General features: G+C 61.1%; 15 protein-coding genes. 5 read left to right on the top strand and 10 right to left on the bottom strand.

Annotated features, from left to right (window positions below; all coding sequences use genetic code 11):
- Positions 1-367: 367 nt before the first annotated feature.
- On the bottom strand, positions 368-1,441 hold the full coding sequence (locus AC0J41_RS27775; RefSeq protein WP_473014127.1) for a fatty acid desaturase: 1,074 nt from the start codon (positions 1,439-1,441) through the stop codon (positions 368-370).
- A 100-nt stretch (positions 1,442-1,541) separates the two neighbouring features.
- Here AC0J41_RS27775 and AC0J41_RS27770 point away from each other — a divergent pair, with 100 nt between their 5' ends.
- Entirely contained in the window at positions 1,542-2,546 is a 1,005-nt protein-coding gene (locus AC0J41_RS27770) for an AraC family transcriptional regulator (protein WP_025113390.1), read from the top strand.
- 101 nt (positions 2,547-2,647) lie between these two features.
- Here AC0J41_RS27770 and AC0J41_RS27765 read toward each other — a convergent pair whose 3' ends face one another.
- Entirely contained in the window at positions 2,648-4,033 is a 1,386-nt protein-coding gene (locus tag AC0J41_RS27765; RefSeq protein ID WP_473014126.1) for a heavy metal sensor histidine kinase, read from the bottom strand.
- A complete protein-coding gene (locus tag AC0J41_RS27760) occupies positions 4,023-4,703 on the bottom strand; it encodes a heavy metal response regulator transcription factor (RefSeq protein ID WP_025113392.1) in 681 nt (226 codons plus the stop codon). Before AC0J41_RS27760 ends, AC0J41_RS27765 begins: the two co-directional genes overlap by 11 nt.
- A 136-nt stretch (positions 4,704-4,839) precedes the next feature.
- On the opposite strand from AC0J41_RS27760, the gene AC0J41_RS27755 reads away from it, so the two are divergent.
- Together AC0J41_RS27755 and uraH are read left to right on the top strand one after the other, a co-directional pair.
- Positions 4,840-5,325 (top strand): GlcG/HbpS family heme-binding protein, encoded by a 486-nt coding sequence (locus AC0J41_RS27755; RefSeq protein ID WP_025113393.1) that lies wholly within the window; start codon positions 4,840-4,842, stop codon positions 5,323-5,325.
- An 11-nt stretch (positions 5,326-5,336) separates the two neighbouring features.
- On the top strand, positions 5,337-5,747 hold the full coding sequence (gene uraH, locus AC0J41_RS27750) for a hydroxyisourate hydrolase (protein WP_473014125.1): 411 nt from the start codon (positions 5,337-5,339) through the stop codon (positions 5,745-5,747).
- Between the two features lie 123 nt (positions 5,748-5,870).
- Here the strand turns inward: uraH and AC0J41_RS27745 are convergent, their stop codons facing one another.
- A complete protein-coding gene (locus AC0J41_RS27745; protein ID WP_473014124.1) occupies positions 5,871-6,548 on the bottom strand; it encodes a Crp/Fnr family transcriptional regulator in 678 nt (225 codons plus the stop codon).
- An 82-nt stretch (positions 6,549-6,630) separates the two neighbouring features.
- Here AC0J41_RS27745 and AC0J41_RS27740 point away from each other — a divergent pair, with 82 nt between their 5' ends.
- Positions 6,631-7,155 (top strand): Mpo1 family 2-hydroxy fatty acid dioxygenase, encoded by a 525-nt coding sequence (locus tag AC0J41_RS27740; protein ID WP_025113396.1) that lies wholly within the window; start codon positions 6,631-6,633, stop codon positions 7,153-7,155.
- Positions 7,156-7,250: 95 nt separating this feature from the next.
- Here the strand turns inward: AC0J41_RS27740 and AC0J41_RS27735 are convergent, their stop codons facing one another.
- From AC0J41_RS27735 to dibA, 6 genes are all read right to left on the bottom strand, one after another.
- Positions 7,251-8,240, bottom strand: a complete 990-nt coding sequence (locus AC0J41_RS27735) for a sulfate/molybdate ABC transporter ATP-binding protein (RefSeq protein WP_025113397.1) — start codon at positions 8,238-8,240, stop codon at positions 7,251-7,253.
- Between the two features lie 3 nt (positions 8,241-8,243).
- On the bottom strand, positions 8,244-9,116 hold the full coding sequence (gene cysW / locus AC0J41_RS27730; protein ID WP_003220512.1) for a sulfate ABC transporter permease subunit CysW: 873 nt from the start codon (positions 9,114-9,116) through the stop codon (positions 8,244-8,246).
- 13 nt (positions 9,117-9,129) lie between these two features.
- Positions 9,130-9,948, bottom strand: a complete 819-nt coding sequence (gene cysT / locus AC0J41_RS27725; protein WP_007952818.1) for a sulfate ABC transporter permease subunit CysT — start codon at positions 9,946-9,948, stop codon at positions 9,130-9,132.
- Between the two features lie 155 nt (positions 9,949-10,103).
- The gene (locus AC0J41_RS27720; protein WP_025113399.1) at positions 10,104-11,117 is read right to left on the bottom strand and encodes a sulfate ABC transporter substrate-binding protein; all 1,014 of its coding nucleotides are present in this window, start codon (positions 11,115-11,117) and stop codon (positions 10,104-10,106) included.
- Positions 11,118-11,254: 137 nt separating this feature from the next.
- Positions 11,255-11,437 carry a sulfur starvation response protein OscA gene (gene oscA / locus AC0J41_RS27715; protein WP_003220508.1) on the bottom strand — a complete coding sequence of 61 codons (183 nt, stop codon included), beginning with the start codon at positions 11,435-11,437 and terminating at the stop codon, positions 11,255-11,257.
- 300 nt (positions 11,438-11,737) lie between these two features.
- Complete coding sequence (dibA, locus tag AC0J41_RS27710; RefSeq protein ID WP_025113400.1) at positions 11,738-13,657, bottom strand: phosphodiesterase DibA; 1,920 nt, start codon at positions 13,655-13,657, stop codon at positions 11,738-11,740.
- A 146-nt stretch (positions 13,658-13,803) separates the two neighbouring features.
- Here dibA and desA point away from each other — a divergent pair, with 146 nt between their 5' ends.
- Positions 13,804-14,988, top strand: coding sequence for a delta-9 fatty acid desaturase DesA (gene desA, locus AC0J41_RS27705; protein ID WP_025113401.1), 1,185 nt, complete (start codon positions 13,804-13,806; stop codon positions 14,986-14,988).
- The last annotated feature ends 36 nt before the right edge of the window (positions 14,989-15,024 follow it).

Here is a 15,024-nt window from a genome sequence, read left to right as displayed (position 1 = left end):
GGTGACTCTCGGTGCTTCGCCGTTTCAGCCGGATTGAGGTTGCCTGATCTGACGCCTTCGCGAGCAAGCCCGCTCCCACAGTTGGAATGCGTTCCCCTGTGGGAGGAGACCGGGGTGATTCTCGGTGCTTCGCCGTTCCAGCCGGATTGAGGTTGCCTGATCTGACGCCTTCGCGAGCAAGCCCGCTCCTACAGTTGGAATGCGTTCCCCTGTGGGAGGAGACCGGGGTGATTCTCAGTGCTTCGCCGTTCCAGCCGGATTGAGGTTGCCTGATCTGACGCCTTCGCGAGCAAGCCCGCTCCCACAGTTGGAATGCGTTCCCCTGTGGGAGCGGGCTTGCTCGCGAAGAGGCCCGCAAACTCACTCATCAAGCCCTGGCAGTGCGCACCTCTTCCTGCACCACTTCATCCCGACGAACAAACCGGTTCGCCCGCCCAAACGTGCCGAAATCATTGAACCGCACCCCCATCTCACGCATCACTTCATGCGCCACCGGCACCGTCATCTGGCGAATGTAGAACGGTTCCTTGACCACGAAATGGTGAATCCCGTGGCTGCTGCCGAAGTTGAAGCAAAAGGCCTGCAGCGGCCACAACCACCACGGATTCAGCACCTGGCATTGCTGCAGCACATTGCCTGGCTCGACGTCACCGTAGTAATGCATGTTCGAACTGATGAAGTGCAGGCAAAACGTGCGCAGCACGTTCGGGCCGATGATCACCACCGCCGCGATGTCGATCACTTGCATGACCGACAGCGTGGTCGCCGACCATTCAATCGGCGACCCCACGAGATAGGCGATGCCATTCGCCGCATGGAAGCCGAGAAACACGTACCACGCGCCCCAATGCACCAGCGCCAGCGGCGCGTAAACCTTCAAGCTGCGTTTGATGATGCTGATTTTGTGCGCCCAGGTCTTGGCCCGCAGCATGCGGATGAACGCCGACATCACGTTGTCGCCGACCATCAGCAACCGCGCAAAGCCCCACGGTTCACCGTTGGTGATCGCGCGTTCTTCCATGTCGGTTTCAGTGCCGGAGACCTTGTGATGATTGAGATGCAAGTGCCGGCGAATCCACGGGTTGATCGTGCTGGGCCGCGCCAGCCACACCAGGCCCATCATCAGATTGTGCGGCACGCGCTGTTTGCGGAAGTACATGCTGTGGATCAGGTCGTGCTCCAGCTCATGGGTCAACGAGGCGAAAAACGCATTGAGCAGCAAGCACACCCACCACGCCATGTGGCCAGTGATGTAGAGCGCTGCCGAACCGATCATCCCGACCAGGGCAAAGGCCAGAATCCCGGCGCCCAGCGCATCCTGATGCAGCAGAATCGGGTAGCGCTCTCGCAACTCGACACCCTTGGCCAGCACCACTTCGCGAATATGCGCTGATCGCTGGGCAGCATTGTGTCGCTGGGGGCTTGCAGAAGTACGGTCCATGCTTCCATCCTCTGGTTATCGATGTTCGCATCCTGCCCTGTGCATTTGCAGAACACGCTAGCCGAGAACGCCAACCTGTTGACCGGAAGCGCCAATCAGCATGAAGGAACCGACCTCCCTCGCCAGCTGGACCCGTGCCTTGCGCAAGCAACTCGATGCGCTGGGGCTGGACAGTATCGGCCTGTGCCAACAGGCCGGCCTCGATCCGCAGTTGATGGATGACCCGAACGCGCGTTACCCGTTATCCGGCACCACACGCCTGTGGGAGCTGGCAGTGCAGTTCAGCGGTGATCCGGCGATCGGCCTGCGGGTCTCGCGGTTCGTCAGCCCGACCACGTTCCATGCGCTCGGTTATGCTCTGGTGGCCAGCGGCAGCCTGCGTGAAGTGTTCGAGCGCATCGTGCGTTATCACCCGGTGGTCAGCGATGCGCTGGAGCTGGAACTGAGCCGCAGCGACGACCGTTATCTGTTTCGTCTGAACATTCCGTCAGGTAATCCGGCGCCGGCCTTCGAGGCCATCGATGCCTTTGCCGCGATCTACGTGCGCACTTGTCGAAATCGTCTGGGCCGCGACTACGCGCCGCTGGCGGTGTACTTGCGCCGCCCGGAACCGTCCGATGCGCACCAATGGCACAAGGTATTTCGCGCGCCGGTGCATTTCTCCTCCGCCGAGGACCGCCTGGAGTTCGCCCTCGCCGACTTCGACAGCCACCTTGACGACGCCAACCCGGAATTGGCCGAACACAACGAAGCGGTGCTCAAGCGCACCCTGGCCCAGCTCAAACCGCTGACCTGGGAGCGCAAGGTGCGCGACGCCATCGAAGAACAACTGCCCGAAGGTGAGCCCGGTGCCGAGCGCATCGCCCAGGCGTTGCACCTGAGCCTGCGCAGCCTGCAACGGCATCTGGCGGATGAAGGGTGTCGCTTCGACACGTTGCTCAACGAGAGCCGCGAAAACCTCGCGCTGCTGCACCTGCGCGATCCGCAGTGTTCGTTGAGCGAGGTCAGTTATCTGCTGGGGTTTGCTGATACCAGCAGTTTCAGTCGGGCGTTCAAGCGCTGGACCGGGATGACGCCGGGGCAGTTTCGCGATCAGTTGCGCTAACCAATATTTGTGGGGAATTCACGGGCCTCTTCGCGAGCAGGCTCGCTCCCACAGGGGAACGTATTTCAAAGTGGGAGCGGGCTTGCTCGCGAAGGCGTCAGTCAGAACACCTCAAAGCCCAACTCAAACACGGTACCAGTGGCATCACTGCTCACCCGCACCCGCCCCCCATGCAACTGCATGATCGACTGCACAATCGCCAGCCCCAACCCACCTGAATCCCCCGGTTCCGCCCGTGACGGATCGACCCGGTAAAAGCGATCAAACAATTTGCCCAGGTGCTGTGGCGCGACGGCCGGGCCGAGGTTGTGCACCTGCAACCAGCACATGCCAGGTTCATCACGGCGGCAAAGACTGATCAGCGTGCCTGCATCCGCGTGCCGCACCGCATTGGCCAACAGGTTACCAAGGGCGCGTTGCAGCAGTTGCTGGTCGGCCAGCAGTTCGCCGTGCAACTGGTTATTCAGGCGCAACTCGCGGTCATCGGCCAACGCTTCAAAGTAATCGCAGAGCTCACTGCCGACGCTGTGCAGATCCAGCGTCCGCCGTTCGAGCGCCCGTTCTGCCTGTTCGGCGCGGGCGAGGAACATCAGGTTTTCGGCCATGCGCTTGAGGCGTTCGAATTCTTCCATGTTCGAGGCCAGCAGCTCCTGATACTCCGCAGTGCTGCGCGGGTGATTCAGCGCCTGGCCGTTGCTCGCCAGCAAGGTGTGCAACGGCGTGCGGATTTCGTGCGCAAGGTCAGCGGAAAACTGCGACAACCGCTGCACGCTGTCGTCCAGCCGGGCGAGCATGCCGTTGAGCGCCTGCACCGGTTCGAGCAGCTCTGCCGGCGTACCGCTCGCCGATAACCGTTGATCAAGGCTGCGCAGATCAATTCCGCGCACCGCCTCGCTCAACTGCCGCAACGGTTGCAAACCCCGGCGCAGCAGGACCAGGCCCAGCGCAAACGCGAGCAACGCGCCGAGCCCGACCGCCAGGTACAGGCGCAAACGATAACTGCCAAGCATCTGCTCACGTTCACTGAGCACCTTGCCGGCAATCACCGTCAGCGGCTCGCCGTTCGGCCCTTGGGCTTCACCGGACAACAACGCCAGCTCGGCACCGTCCGGCGCCTGCCAGGTCAGCACGTCGTGACGCTGTGGCGTCTGCTCGCGGGGGATGGCGTTCAGCGCCGGCAACTCGCGCTGACGAGGGTTGATGCCGATCACGCTCGATCCGTCGGCACGCCGCACCAACAGCAGACTGTCGAGGTTACCGAGCATGTTCTGATAGAGACGCGGGCGCGCCTGCAAGGCGTCAAGGCTGTCGCTGTCGGCGAGCAGCGCGCGCACCTGCTCAAGTCGGCCGAGCAGGGCCAGGTCATCGCGGTAAGCGATCTCCGACGCCAGCGAGCGATAGAGAAACACGCCAATCGCACTCAGCACCAACGCGCAGACCACGGCAAACGCCAGCGCCAGACGCCAGGCGATCGACCTAGCGCGCATCGTCGGGCGCTTCCAGCTGATAGCCGACGCCGCGCACGGTGTGGATCAGTTTTGGCATGAACGGGTCATCGACTTTGGCCCGCAAGCGGCGCACCGCGACTTCGACCATGTTGGTGTCGCTGTCGAAATTCAGGTTCCACACCTGGGAGGCGATCAGCGTGCGTGACAACACTTCGCCCTGACGACTGGCGAGCAATTGCAACAGGGCAAATTCCTTGTTGGTCAGGGCAATGCGCTGACCGCCGCGACTGACCCGACGCCGCAGCACATCAATCTCAAGGTCAGCGATGCAGTAGGACTCGGCCTCGCGCATCGGCCCACGCCGCAGCAGCGTGCGCACCCGCGCGAGCAATTCGGCGAAGGCAAAGGGTTTGAGCAAGTAATCGTCGGCGCCCAGTTCCAGTCCGCGCACGCGGTCTTCGATAGCGTCCTTGGCGGTCAGGAACAGCACCGGCGTGGCGCCGCGCTGGCGGATCAGTTGCAGCAACTGCCAACCATTGAGGCCCGGCAGCATCACGTCGAGGATGATCAGGTCGTATGCCTGCTGCTCGATGAAATAGCGCCCATCGAGGCCATTGAGTGCCACGTCCACGGCAAAACCCGACTCGCCCAGCCCTTTGGCAAGGAAATTCGCGGTTTTGGCTTCATCTTCTACGACCAGCAAACGCATGGCACACCTCGATTGATCAGGCACACAGGCTAGGCGCCTTCGGTCCGGTTGCCCATTACAAACTTGTAATCCGACTGACGAGGTTCTGACGAAGAGCGCCGGCTATGGTGGCGACCTTCGCTTTCGGAGCCTGTTCATGACCTTCAAATATCTTGTCGCGAGCCTCGCCATCGGCCTGAGCGCCAGCGCGGTTGCCAGCCCGGAACTGCCACGTCACGCCGACCTCGATCTGAAAACCGCACGCTTGCTGGCCGATTCGGCGCTGAGCAATTGCACCGGCACGGTGTCAGTGCTCGACCGTGGCGGCAACCTGCTGGTGACTCTGCGCGGCGATGGCATCGGCCCGCACAACACCGCCGCCAGCCAGCGCAAGGCCTACACCGCGCTGTCGACGAAAACCCCGACCCGGCTGTTTGCCGAGCACGCCCGCAGCAACCCGCAGACCGCCAATCTCAACACCCTCGATGAGCTGCTGTTGCTCGGCGGCGGTATCCCGTTGTTCGCCGGCAATGAGCTGGTGGGCGCCATGGGCGTGGCCGGATCCGGCGGCGGCGAACAAGACGAAAACTGTGCCATCAAGGCCGCCGAAAAGGCCGGCCTGACCCTCATCCGTTCCCCATAAGGAGACTGACCATGACCCCCCTGCGCATGACCTTCGCCGCAGTCGGCCTGAGCGCTGTTTCAGGCCTGACGCTGGCCGCCGGCAACCCACTGAGCGTGCACGTGCTCAATCTGGAAAACGGCCTGCCGTCCCCCGGGATCAACGTGACCCTGGAAAAACATGTCGGCCAGGACTGGCAGCCACTGGCCCAGGGCACCACCAACGAACAGGGACGCATCGCCGAACTGTTCCCGGCCAAACAGCCTTTCGAGGCGGGCGAATACCGCGTGGTGTTCAAGACCGGCGAGTATTTCGAGAAGAACAAGCGCCAGACGTTCTTCCCGGAGATCCCGGTGATTTTCCAGGTGCAGCAGACTGACCAGCACTACCACATCCCGTTGCTGCTCAGCCCTTATGGCTTCTCGACCTATCGCGGCTCGTAGAAACAACATTGATCCAATGTGGGAGCGGGCTTGCTCGCGAAGGCGGTGTGTCAGTTCATGATGTGTTAGCTGATGCACCGCCTTCGCGAGCAAGCCCGCTCCCACAGGGGAAACCCGTGTTCTTCAGAGTGTGGCCAGCGCCCGCAATCGAACGGCATCAAGAATTTCGATCTCGCCGTACCCCAGCCCGATAATCCCCTGCCCCTGTAAATCCTTGAGGATCTGGTTGGTGGTCTGCCGTGACAGCGACAGCATCGACGCCAATTGCTCCTGCGGCAGTTGCAGCACACGGCGCGGCGGGTCGAGTTCGCCGTAGCCTTCGGCGATCATCAACAGGCGATGGGCCAGGCGTGCCGGGGCCGGGAGCAAACTCAACTGTTCAAGATTGATGAAGGTCAGGCGCAATTTCTGGCTCATCAGCAACGCCAGATGCCGCCAGTACAGCGGCTGCTCGTCGAGGATTGTCAGCAGGGTGTTTTGCGCGATGTTCAGCAAGGTGCAAGGCCCGACAGCGTAGGCGTCATGGGTGCGCGGCTGGCCATCGAACAGGCAGATTTCGCCGAACCAGTGCGGCGCTTCCACCAGGCTCAGCAACGCCTCCTTGCCCTGCTCGCTCACCGCTCCGATACGGATCGCGCCGTCGAGCACCGCATACAATCCGCACGGCGCATCGCCGCGCTGAAACAGCCGCTGCCCCGCCGTCAGCCGCCGCTCCCGGGCCGCCGCCAGCAGACTATCCTGAAAGGATGCTGGCAGATGACTGAACCATTGTCCGGTCATCAGCTGTGAACGCTTATCCATGAACACTCCCAATTGTCGCCTGCCTGACAGAGCGAACGCCGAACCCGGGGCATGCTGCTCTCACCCTACAGGAGGAACAACAATGAAAAGCCTCGTCGATCATTTGAGTCAATACGCCGCGTATCACCGCGACCCGCGCAACATCGCCAGCCACTTTATCGGCATTCCGCTGATCGTAGTGGCCGTGGCGGTGTTGTTGTCGCGGCCAGAATGGGCGCTGGGCAGTTTGTGGCTATCGCCGGCGGTGTTGCTGGCGTTGGCCTCGGCGTGGTTCTACCTGCGCCTGGAAGTGAAGCTGGGCGTTCTGATGACGGTGCTGATGGCGTTGTCGGTCTGGGCCGGGCATGTACTGGCGCAGCAGAGCACCATGGTCTGGCTCAGCAGCGGCCTGGCAATGTTTGTGATCGGCTGGGTGATCCAGTTTGTCGGGCACCATTATGAAGGACGCAAACCGGCGTTTGTCGATGACGTGAGCGGGTTGATTGTCGGGCCGTTGTTTGTGGTGGCGGAACTGGCGTTCATGCTCGGCATGCGACAGGCGCTGAAAGAGCAGATCGAGGCGCGGGCGGGCGTGGTACGGGTCAATCCGAATCGGGCGGCTGTGTAGATCGCATTCGCGAGCAAGCCCGCTCCCACAGGGAAACGCATTCCAAGTGTGGGAGCGAGCTTGCTCGGGGCGGCGATCCGACGAAGCTTTTGACGTCAGAGGCCTGCGACTTTCTGCCAGACCTTCGGTTTGAAGAACAGCGTTTCACCTTTGGCCAGACCAATCAGGCTGTCATGGTCTTTCACCACTTCGGCCTCGATCAGGTCCGTCTGCCCTTCCACCTTCAACGTCACCCGCGTGGTTGCGCCCAACGGGCGGATATCGCGCACTTCAGCGGCGTGGTGATCTTCCAGTTCATGCTTGGACAGCGACACTTCGTGCGGGCGGAACAGCACGTGGTTGTCGTCACTGAGCAGCAAGCGGTTCGAGTCGCCGAGGAAGTGATAGACGAAATCGCTGGCCGGGTTTTCGTAGACATCGCCCGGTGAGCCGATCTGCTCGATCACGCCCTTGTTCATCACCACGATACGGTCAGCGACTTCCATCGCTTCTTCCTGGTCGTGAGTCACGAACACCGAGGTCAGGTTGATGTCTTCGTGCAGCCGCGCCAACCAGCGGCGCAGCTCTTTGCGCACCTTGGCGTCGAGGGCGCCGAACGGCTCATCGAGCAGTAGCACCTTCGGTTCCACCGCCAACGCGCGGGCCAGGGCGATACGCTGACGCTGGCCGCCAGACAATTGCTCCGGGTAACGATCCGACAACCAGTCCAGTTGCACCATGTTCAGCAGTTCGTGGACCTTGGTCGCGATCTGGCTTTCGCTCGGGCGCTGGTTTTTCGGCTTCATGCGCAGGCCGAACGCGACGTTGTCGAACACCGTCATGTGGCGGAACAGCGCGTAGTGCTGGAACACGAAACCGACGTTGCGATCACGCACATCGTGGCCGGAGACGTCTTCACCGTGGAAGACGATGTTGCCCTGATCCGGGGTTTCCAGGCCGGCAATAATCCGCAGCAGCGTGGTCTTGCCGCAACCGGACGGGCCGAGCAACGCCACCAGTTCACCGCTATGGATGTCCAGGCTGATGTTGTCCAGCGCCTTGAACGCATTGAAATTCTTGCTGACGTTACGCACTTCGATCGACATGAGTTATTCCTCCGCGGCGCTGGCGCGCAGGCGGTTGATACGGTTTTCGCTCCACTGCTTGAGCAGCAGGATGAAGAGCGCCAGGATCAGCAACAGGCTCGCCACGGCGAACGCGGCCACGTGGTTGTATTCGTTGTAGAGGATCTCGACGTGCAGCGGCAAGGTGTTGGTCACCCCGCGAATGTGCCCGGAAACCACCGACACCGCACCGAACTCACCCATGGCCCGCGCGGTGCACAGCACCACGCCATAGATCAGGCCCCATTTGATGTTGGGGACGGTGACGTGCCAGAACATCTGCCAGCCGTTGGCGCCGAGCAGGCGCGCGGCCTCCTCTTCCTGCGTGCCTTGTTCCTGCATCAGCGGAATCAGTTCACGGGCCACGAACGGCACGGTGACGAAGATCGTCGCCAGCACGATGCCCGGCAGGGCGAAGACGATCTGGATGTCGTGATCCTGCAGCCACGGCCCGAACAGGCCCTGGGCGCCGAACATCAGCACGTAGACCAGACCTGCGATCACCGGCGATACCGAGAACGGCAGGTCGATCAGCGTCACCAGCATGCTCTTGCCGCGGAACGAGTACTTGCTCACGCACCACGCGGCGCTGACGCCGAACACCAGGTTCAGCGGCACCGAAATCAGCACCGCGATCACCGTGAGTTTCAGCGCCGACAAGGCATCGGGTTCAAAGATCGCGGTGAAGAATGCACCGAGGCCGTTCTTCAAACCTTGGGACACCACGATGAACAGCGGCAACACCAGGAACAGAAAAAAGATCAGCCAGCCGAGACCGATCAGCACTCTGCGCGAAGTGGCGCTGCCACGGCGCGCAGCGTTGGCCGAGGAAGCGGCCGCAATAGACGATTGGGACATGGTTCGCGCCTCCTTATGGGGTTTCGATACGCCGCTGCAGCAAGTTGATCAGCAGCAACAGGACGAAGGAAACCACCAGCATCAGCACGCCGATGGAAGTGGCGCCGGTGTAGTCGTACTGGTCGAGTTTGACCATGATCAGCAGCGGCAGAATTTCGGTTTTCATCGGCATGTTGCCGGCAATGAAAATCACCGAACCGTACTCGCCGACGCCCCGCGCGAACGCCAGAGCAAAACCGGTCAGCCAGGCGGGCAACAGCGCCGGCAACAGGATGTGGCGGAACACCTGCAGTGGCTTCGCCCCGAGGCAGGCGGCGGCTTCTTCGACTTCACGCGGAATGTCCGCCAGCACCGGCTGCACCGTGCGCACCACGAACGGCAGGGTCACGAAGGTCAACGCCAGCGTGATCCCGAGCGGGGTGTAGGCGATCTTGAAACCGAGGTCGGCGGCGAACTGCCCGACCAGCCCGGTCGGGGTGTACAGCGCTGTCAGTGCAATACCGGCCACCGCGGTCGGCAACGCGAACGGCAGATCGATCATCGCGTCGATCACCTTGCGCCCCGGGAACGTGTAGCGCACCAGCACCCAGGCCAGCAACGTGCCGATGATGCCGTTGATGATCGCGGCGCACAGCGCAGTGCCGAAGCTCAGCTTCAGTGCAGCGAGAACGCGGGGCGCGGAGATGATCGTCCAGAACTGATCCCAGGTGAGTTGGGCGGCATGGACGAACATCGCCGCCAGCGGGATAAGCACAATCAGGCTGAGGTACACCAAGGTGTAACCCAGCGTCAGCCCGAAGCCGGGTATGACGGGGGAGATACGACGCGACATAAAAGTCCTTGGTTGAAAACGCATCAATGTGGGAGCGGGCTTGCTCGCGAATGGGCCCTATCATTCAACATTTATGTCGTCTGACACACCGTCTTCGCGAGCAAGCCCGCTCCCACATGTTTTGTGCCTGAACATCAGGCTCGTTTCATTTGAGATTACTGCGCCTGATAGATCTGGTCGAACACGCCACCGTCGTTGAAGAATTTCGGCTGCGCGGATTTCCAGCCGCCGAAGTCCTTGTCGATGGTTACCAGTTCCAGTTTCGGGAACTGCTGGGCGTACTTCGCCGCCACGTCCTTGTCACGCGGGCGGTAGAAGTTCTTCGCGGCGATCTCCTGACCGGCCGGGCTGTACAGGTGCTTCAGATAGGCTTCGGCGATCTGCTCGTTGCCCTTCTTCTCGGCATTCTTGTCGACCACAGCCACCGGCGGTTCGGCGAGGATCGACAGCGACGGCACGACGATGTCGAACTTGTCGGCGCCACCGTCTTCTTTCAACGCCAGGAACGCTTCGTTTTCCCAGGCCAGCAACACGTCACCCTGACCGTTGTTGACGAAGGTAATGGTCGAGCCGCGGGCGCCGGTGTCCAATACCGGAACGTGCTTGAACAGGGTCTGTACGTACTCTTTGGCTTTTGCTTCGCTACCGCCGTTGGCTTTCAGGCCGTAAGCCCACGCAGCGAGGAAGTTCCAGCGTGCGCCACCCGAGGTTTTCGGGTTCGGGGTGATCACCGAGACATCGTTCTTGACCAGGTCGCCCCAGTCCTTGATGCCTTTCGGGTTGCCCTTGCGCACCAGGAACACAATGGTCGAGGTATACGGGGTGCTGGCGTCCGGCAGACGCTTCTGCCAGTCGGCCGGCAGGGTCTTGCCGAGCTTGGCGATTTCGTCGATGTCGCCGGCCAGTGCCAGGGTCACGACGTCAGCGCGCAGACCGTCGATCACCGCGCGGCCCTGCTTGCCCGAACCGCCGTGGGATTGCTGGATTTTCACGGTGTCGCCGGCATGGTCCTGCTGCCAGAACTTGATGAATTCGGCGTTGTAGTCCTGATACAGCTCACGGGTCGGGTCGTACGACACGTTGAGCAGTTCGTAATCCTTGGCAACCGCGGAACCGGCAAACACAGCGCTGGCCAAGGCGGCCAAAGCGTAACGGCGAATCGACGACATGGTGAAAGCTCCTGGAATTCTGGGTGGTGGCTTTTTCTTATGTGTTGCTGGAGTCGGGTTGCTCATTCAAAGATCGCCGCCTGCGACAGCTCTTGCGCACAGCCCCCTGCAGAAGCTGCCGCAGGCGGCGATCTTTTTCAGCTCGGCTTGTTGCCCGGTTGCTGCAAACGGAATTTCTCTTTGCGTTCGATCTGTACGACCTGGGCGTTGTGCACAGTGATCTCCACCGCACCGAAACGCAGATCGCGCAGGGCGCTCTGGATTTCACGCAAGATGGTGGTTTCGTCCTGACCGTCAACGCTGCGAAGGGATGCGCTCATGGTGCTGCTCCTTTGAATGGGATATGCCTGGCAGTGGGCGGCACTGCGTTCGGCGTGGGAGCAATATAAGAGAGGCGCAGATATTCTTAAAAAGACTATTTAAGAATGTTTATATAACTAGAAAACATTATCTGTCGGGGCAAGGGTTTGCGCAGATTCGGGACCGACAGATAACCCTGTGGTGAGGGGATTTATCCCCGCTGGACTGCGCAGCAGTCGCAAAATTTTCAGGGTCGCTTCGCAACCCGACGGGGATAAATTCACTCGCGACAGGTTTTGTACTCACCACAGAGACTGGATTCAGCCGATAACAGGAGCCTTCGCCCAATCAATTTCTCCCGCCGGCACCGGCCGCCCAAACCAGTAGCCCTGGCCCAGATCACATTCCTGATCCAACAGAAACGCCGCCTGCTCCGCCTGCTCGATCCCTTCGGCGTGCACCTGCATGCCCATGCTGCGGGCCAGGGCGATGATCACGCGAACGATCGCCACATCGTCCTCGTCAGACGGCAGCCCGGCCACAAAACCCTGATCGATCTTGAGCTTCTGCACCGGCAGACGCTTGAGCCGCAAGAGAGATGAATAGCCGGTGCCAAAATCGTCGATGGCCAGGCGAATGCCCAACTCGCGTAACCGATGCATCTGCTCCAGCGCCACTTCAGGGTCGTCCATCACCGCACTTTCGGTGACTTCCAGCTCCAGATAGGCCGGATCCAGCCCGGTCTCGTGCAGCACCTGCGCCACCTGCTGATACAGCTCGCGCCGGGCGAACAGCCGCGACGAGACGTTGACTGCGACGAACGACAGGACAACTCCCGCCTGTTGCCATTGGCACATCTGCGAACACGCCTGGCGCATCACCCAGGCATCGATTTCGGCAATCATCCCGGTGCGCTCGGCAATCGGAATGAATTCCGCCGGCGACACCAGCCCTCGTTGTGGATGCTGCCAACGCACCAGCGCTTCGACGCCGATCAGGCGACTGCTGTGCAAATCGTGAACCGGTTGGTAGTAGACCCGCAGTTCCTGCTGCTCCAGCGCGCGGCGCAATTCGAAGGCGATCTCGACCCGTTGCTGGGCATGTGCCGTCAGCTCTTCGGTGTACAACGCGTATCCGTTACGCCCGCTGCTCTTGGCCTTGAACAATGCGGCATCGGCATTGCGCAACAGCTGATCGGCACTCAGCGCGTCGCTGGGGAACAGGCTGATACCGATACTGGCGTTGATGAACAACTCATGCCGGTCGATGGCGAACGGCTCCTTCAGCGCATCGAGAATGCGTTGCGCCAGCGCCGCAGCCTGTACCAGCTGTGGACAACTTTCCGCCAGCACCGCGAATTCATCACCGCCGAGCCGCGCCAGGGTCATCCCGGGGCCGAACAGATCCTGCAGGCGTGCCGCCACCGCTTTGAGCAAGCGATCGCCAACGTTATGCCCGAGGCTGTCGTTGATCATCTTGAAGTGATCCAGATCGATCATCAGCAAGGCGCAGCCGCGCTTGTGCAGTTGCGCCGATGTCAGCGCCTGTTCGGCGCGGTCGCTGAACAGCAGACGGTTGGGCAGGTCGGTCAGTGGATCGTGGTGCGCGAGGTGCTTGAGTTCGTGCTCGGAATCCTTGATCGCACTGATGTCGGAAAACACCGCCACATAGTGGCTGAGGCGTCCCTGATCATCGTGAATCACGCGGATGGTCTGCCACTGTGGGTAAATCTCACCGCTCTTGCGCCGGTTCCAGATTTCCCCGCTCCATTCGCCGTGTGCCTGCAGCGTGGCAAACATCGCCTGATAGAAGTCTGGTGGATGGTGGCCGGACTTGAACAAGCTCGGTTGATGACCGAGGACTTCTTCACGCTGGTAGCCGGTGATCTCCATGAACGCGCGGTTGACGTGCACGATCAGGCCCTCGCGATTGGTGACCAGCACCCCTTCGCGGGTGCAGTCGAACACCGCAGCCGCCTGACGCAGGCGCTCACGGTCGGCCTGACGCTCGCGCAACCGCGCACCAATGCCGAGAAACTCACACAAACGCACGCGGGCCAGGAAGATCAGCCCGGCACTCAGCGCCGCCCAGACGTAACCGTTGATCAGTTGCCAACGCAGTTGATCGACGGACTCATCGAAGAAATTGTTTAATAAATAACCAGTCCCTTGCAGCCAGACGGCCGCAAGCACGAGATAAAGCAGCGCTGCACGCAAGGCATCGCGATAAGTGGCAGACATTCGGCTGTCCATGTCCCTACAAAAAGGTTGGAATTATAGGTCAAGAAACATCCAGCGACTCTTATCTGAAAGGGCGACTGGTTTTATCTGTGTGCTTGGTGATAATGCAACGGCTGTTTTTATCTTTATCGAGGGCCCTATAGCCTATGTGGTACGAAGGTTTTCTTGGCTTGTCGGCCTGGTCACTGGTCGCGGTCACCCTGCTGATGACCCACGTGACAATTGTCGCCGTCACGGTCTATCTGCACCGTTATTCGGCCCATCGCTCGCTTGAGCTGAATGCCGGCCTGAAACATTTTTTCCGCTTCTGGCTGTGGCTGACCACGGCGCAGAACACCCGCGAGTGGACCGCCATCCACCGTAAGCACCACGCCAAATGCGAAACCGAAGATGACCCGCACAGTCCGGTCATCAAGGGTCTGTCCACCGTGCTGCGCAAAGGCGCCGAGCTGTATCGCGCCGAAGCCGAGAACCCGGAGACCCTGCGCATCTACGGCAAGAACTGCCCCGAAGACTGGATCGAACGCAATCTCTACAGCCGCTATCCGCTGCTGGGCGTGGCAATCATGGGCGTCATCGACCTGCTGCTGTTCGGCACCATCGGCATCACCATCTGGGCAATCCAGATGATGTGGATTCCGGTCTGGGCCGCCGGCGTGGTCAACGGTCTGGGGCACGCCATCGGCTACCGCAACTTCGAATGCCGCGACGCGGCAACCAATCTGGTGCCGTGGGGCATCCTGATCGGCGGCGAAGAGCTGCACAACAACCACCACACCTACCCCAACTCGGCCAAGCTGTCGGTGAAGAAGTGGGAGTTCGACCTCGGCTGGGCGTGGATCAAGGTCTTCAGCTTCCTCGGTCTGGCCAAGGTGCAGCGTGTGGCGCCGATCGCCCACCGCGTCGAAGGCAAGGGCAACCTGGACATGGATACCGCCATGGCGATCCTCAACAATCGCTTCCAGATCATGGCCCAGTACCGCAAATTGGTGATCGGCCCGCTGGTCAAGCAGGAGCTGGACAAGGTCGATCATTCGGTACGCCATCAATTCCATCGGGCCAAACGCCTGCTGTCGCGGGAAACCAGCCTGTTGGAAGACCGTCATCACTTGCGCATCCAGAACATGCTCGAGCACAGTCAGGCGCTGAAGGTAATTTACGAAAAACGCCTGGCCCTGCAGCAGATCTGGGTCAAGACCAGCGCCAATGGCCACGACATGCTCGCCGCCATCAAGGAATGGGTGCACGAGGCCGAGGCCAGTGGTATTCAGTCCCTGCGTGAATTCGCCGACCAGTTGAAAACCTACTCGTTGCGTCCTGCAGCGGTCTGATGCCGTTGATCGGTGCGCCCGGGCTCCCGGGTGCAC

This window comes from Pseudomonas sp. Arb-4-2C (genome assembly GCF_055755015.1).
The sequence above is the reverse complement of the archived record's forward strand: the minus strand, read 5'-3'. Positions and strand labels throughout refer to the sequence as shown.

Excerpts from the sequence above, each read along its gene's own strand:
- AC0J41_RS27745 (WP_473014124.1), bottom strand. The coding sequence starts at position 6,548 with ATGGATAAGCGTTCACAGCTGATGACCGGACAATGGTTCAGTCATCTG.
- dibA (WP_025113400.1), bottom strand. The coding sequence starts at position 13,657 with ATGTCTGCCACTTATCGCGATGCCTTGCGTGCAGCGCTGCTTTATCTC.
- AC0J41_RS27760 (WP_025113392.1), bottom strand. The coding sequence starts at position 4,703 with ATGCGTTTGCTGGTCGTAGAAGATGAAGCCAAAACCGCGAATTTCCTT.
- AC0J41_RS27775 (WP_473014127.1), bottom strand. The coding sequence starts at position 1,441 with ATGGACCGTACTTCTGCAAGCCCCCAGCGACACAATGCTGCCCAGCGA.
- AC0J41_RS27755 (WP_025113393.1), top strand. The coding sequence starts at position 4,840 with ATGACCTTCAAATATCTTGTCGCGAGCCTCGCCATCGGCCTGAGCGCC.
- AC0J41_RS27735 (WP_025113397.1), bottom strand. The coding sequence starts at position 8,240 with ATGTCGATCGAAGTGCGTAACGTCAGCAAGAATTTCAATGCGTTCAAG.
- cysT (WP_007952818.1), bottom strand. The coding sequence starts at position 9,948 with ATGTCGCGTCGTATCTCCCCCGTCATACCCGGCTTCGGGCTGACGCTG.
- uraH (WP_473014125.1), top strand. The coding sequence starts at position 5,337 with ATGACCCCCCTGCGCATGACCTTCGCCGCAGTCGGCCTGAGCGCTGTT.
- cysW (WP_003220512.1), bottom strand. The coding sequence starts at position 9,116 with ATGTCCCAATCGTCTATTGCGGCCGCTTCCTCGGCCAACGCTGCGCGC.
- AC0J41_RS27720 (WP_025113399.1), bottom strand. The coding sequence starts at position 11,117 with ATGTCGTCGATTCGCCGTTACGCTTTGGCCGCCTTGGCCAGCGCTGTG.
- AC0J41_RS27740 (WP_025113396.1), top strand. The coding sequence starts at position 6,631 with ATGAAAAGCCTCGTCGATCATTTGAGTCAATACGCCGCGTATCACCGC.
- AC0J41_RS27770 (WP_025113390.1), top strand. The coding sequence starts at position 1,542 with ATGAAGGAACCGACCTCCCTCGCCAGCTGGACCCGTGCCTTGCGCAAG.
- oscA (WP_003220508.1), bottom strand. The coding sequence starts at position 11,437 with ATGAGCGCATCCCTTCGCAGCGTTGACGGTCAGGACGAAACCACCATC.
- desA (WP_025113401.1), top strand. The coding sequence starts at position 13,804 with ATGTGGTACGAAGGTTTTCTTGGCTTGTCGGCCTGGTCACTGGTCGCG.
- AC0J41_RS27765 (WP_473014126.1), bottom strand. The coding sequence starts at position 4,033 with ATGCGCGCTAGGTCGATCGCCTGGCGTCTGGCGCTGGCGTTTGCCGTG.